The following is a 3,786-nucleotide window of genomic DNA, read 5'->3' on the forward strand; positions in this document are numbered from 1 at the left end:
AAGGCAGAAGGGAAGAAAAGGCTTGAAGGGAAAAAGTTTTTTGATCGTTAATTATCCGGATATGAGATTATACCAAATTAATAAGAAGCTGCATAGAATAATATATTGATTGGGATTGAGTGTATATAAACTCAATAAAATTGCTATAAAACAACTAATCGAAAATTATAAACCATGAAATTAAATATTATTTACAAGCTAAAACTTAGGTTATCCAAAACACTAGAAAAACTCAACTTCCTACAGATATTAATTATATTTGTCATTCTCTTAGGATTGTGGGCAGCATTTGATTTATCGACTAATATATTGGCTGAATTTTTATGGTTTGAAGAACTTAATTATTTGCCCGTACTAATAACTAAATTGCAAACAGAAACTTTATTATGGATAATTACTTTTGTAGTTACATCAGTCTTCTTTTTAGCAAATCTCAGACTAGCGAGTATATTTAAGTATCCAAAAAATCACAATCGAAAAACCAAAGTATATGAAGAAATAATGCTAATTCCACCAGTAACTATGCCATCAAGTAAATTGCGTATTGAACCCTCATTTAGTCTAGGCTGGTTGTTATGTTTAGTATTAGGATTAATTTTATTAATAGGACTGATTCTAACCCATTATATTCAGGTATTTACTGATTACTGGTATCCTGATTTCACAGTTGCAAAGGTATCTCCACAAATTCCTTCAGAATTTAGCGTAGAATCAATTTGGCAAATATTCAGTCAAATACCGTCTAACTGGTGGCTATTAGGATTATTTATTGTATTAGGTATTGTTATCACTGTTAATCCTATATTATGGTTAAGTATATTTGCGATAGTACTAAGTTTAGTTTTTAGTTTTATTCTTTCGAGTCATTGGGGAAATATATTACAACTATTTAATGCTACTCCCTTTCCTGAAAGAGAAGATTTATTTCATATCAATATCAGTTTTTATGTTTTTCAAATTCCCGTTTTACAATTATTAAAATTTTGGTTGGTCGGATTATTTTTATATGGACTGGTTGCTTGCACTCTCATCTATTTATTGTCTGGAAATAGTCTAAGTAAAGGCAATTTTCATCAATTTTCCCAACAACAACAACGACATCTTCATGCTTTAGGTGGAGGTTTGATATTAACCATAGCATATAGTTACTTTCTAGCTTGTTTTGAATTACTTTACTCTCAGCGTGGTGTCATCTATGGTGCTGGTTACACAGATGTCAAAGTTCAGCTTCCTGCTTATATATTTTTGGCAGTTTTAGCATTATTAATTGCATTATTTTTGTTTTGGCAAGCAATTTTTTCTGTTAAAAATATTCAGCCTTATATTGAAGCCAGTCTCCGATTTTTGCGTTTGAGTCGAAGAAGGAAAAAAAAGAGAAAATTGAGTGCAAAACTGTTTGCTAATAGCTATTCATTAAGGGCTATATTAACATGGTATTTAGCCATCGCAGCAGTAACTGGTTGGTTATTACCAGAAATTGTACAAATAACCATCGTACAACCTAACGAAATAGAACGAGAAAGTCCATATATTAAACGTAGTATTAAATTTACTAGAGAAGCATATTTCGATCCAGAAAAATTAGAAGTAAAACTATTTGACCCAGAAAATAAACTTACCTATACTGACTTAATAAATAATAAATTAACCATTGAAAATATTCGCCTTTGGGATACAAGACCAATTTTACAAACGAATCGACAATTACAAGAAATCAGACCATATTATGAATTTAAAAATGCCGATATAGACCGCTATACATTCCTGAAGAAAAAAGAAGAAAGAACAAAAAATAATCCTACCGAAAAACAACAAGTAATCATCGCAGCTAGAGAACTAAACTATGAATCTGTGCCTCAACCAGCACAAACTTGGGTCAATGAACATTTAGTCTATACTCATGGCTATGGTTTTACTCTTTCTCCAGTTAATCAAGTTGAAGAAAGTGGATTACCAGAATATTTCGTTAAAAATATCGGACCAGATCCAACTCTTAAAAAGAATAGTACCTTAGAAGTATTAGAAAGGATTAGATTCAGTATTCCTATTGGTAAACCTAGAATTTATTATGGAGAACTTACCAATACTCATGTCATTACTTCCACTGCGGAAAAAGATAGAGAATTAGACTATCCCAGTGGAGAAACAAATACCTATAACACTTATAGTGGCAGTGGTGGTATTGTCATCGGTACAAGCTGGAAAAGATGGGTATTTGCTAAATATTTGAAGAACTGGAGAATGTTATTCACTAATAAATTTATACCTACAACTAAAGTCTTATATCGCCGCAATATTAATGCCAGAGTTCGATCGATCGCTCCATTTCTACGTTATGACCAAGACCCATATTTAGTAGTAGCTAATCCTCAATTCGGCAAACAAGATGTTACTCAAACAACTCCCAGTTACCTCTACTGGATTTTTGATGCTTATACTACAAGCGATCGCTATCCTTATTCTGACCCAGAAAATAACGAATTTAATTATATTCGTAACTCAGTAAAAGTTGTAATTGATGCCTACAATGGCTCAGTAAAATTCTATGTTGCTGACCCTAAAGACCCAATTATTACAACCTGGAAAAAAGTTTTTCCTAATATGTTTTCTCCCATAGCAGAAATGCCAAAAAGTCTCTATACTCATATCCGTTATCCAGTAGATTTATTTAAAGTACAATCCGAACTATTGGCAACTTATCACATGGATGACCCCCGTGTATTTTATAATCGGGAAGATTTGTGGCGAGTACCTATTGAGATTTATGGTAATCAACAGCAGAAAGTAGAACCTTATTATTTAATTACAAAATTACCAGCAGAAACTTCAGAAGAATTTATTCTTTTTCTACCCTATACTCCAGCAAGTCGTAATAATTTAATTGCTTGGTTGGCAGCTAGATCGGATGCACCAAATTACGGTAAATTACTTTTATATCAATTCCCTAAACAACGATTAATATATGGTCCTGAACAAATTGAAGCTTTGATTAATCAAAATCCAGAAATATCGCAGCAAATTTCTCTTTGGGATCGTCAAGGATCGAAAGCAATTCAAGGAAATTTATTAGTAATACCAATTAATCAATCCTTACTCTATGTGGAACCGATTTATTTAGAAGCAGAGCAAAATAGTTTGCCAACTTTAGCTAGAGTTATTGTTTCTTATGAAAACCGAATTGTAATGAAACCAACTTTAGATGAAGCATTAAAAGAAGTTTTTGAAGTAGAACCATTAGAACAACCCTTAGTTGTGCCACCTTTGGAATAGGTCGATGAAAAAGGAAGAAGGAAGAAGGAAGAACAGGACTTACACAAATTAACCTTGAAAACGCCATATGTAGGGGCGAATGGCATTCGCCCTCACTGGATTTAGTTTCCGTGCGTAAATCCTGAAGAAATTAAATTTATTCTATTTAGACTAATAACTAATAACTGAAAAAGCTGATAACTGAAAAAAGGGGGGGGGTTGACAAGAAAACTTGACATGGTATTATACTTATAATGGAAAAAGTGCGCTCATATATACTCAAATAACTTAGGCCAAAAAACTATACATGCCCACTAAAATAAAGAATCATTAATAATGAATGAGTTGAATTCTTTAATTGCTAATTGTTGAAGAATAGCTGATAACTGATAACTGAATAAGAAGAAATCTAATAACTGGTAACTAATAACTAAAAAAGCTGATAACTGATAACTGATAACTGAAAATGCAGTCTGGAAAAATCTTGAGACAACGTTACAAAATTATCGACTCTCCTCTAGGAAGTGGAGGATTTGA

The 3,786-nt window shown here is 32.3% G+C and carries 1 protein-coding gene; it reads left to right on the plus strand.

Annotated features, from left to right (window positions below; genetic code table 11):
- Window positions 1-174: 174 nt before the first annotated feature.
- Window positions 175-3,270, plus strand: a complete 3,096-nt coding sequence (locus F6K13_RS23085) for a UPF0182 family protein (RefSeq protein WP_124146438.1) — start codon at window positions 175-177, stop codon at window positions 3,268-3,270.
- Window positions 3,271-3,786 lie beyond the last annotated feature (516 nt).

This window comes from Okeania sp. SIO2B9, from assembly GCF_010672505.1.
Classification (GTDB): Bacteria; Cyanobacteriota; Cyanobacteriia; order Cyanobacteriales; family Microcoleaceae; genus Okeania; species Okeania hirsuta.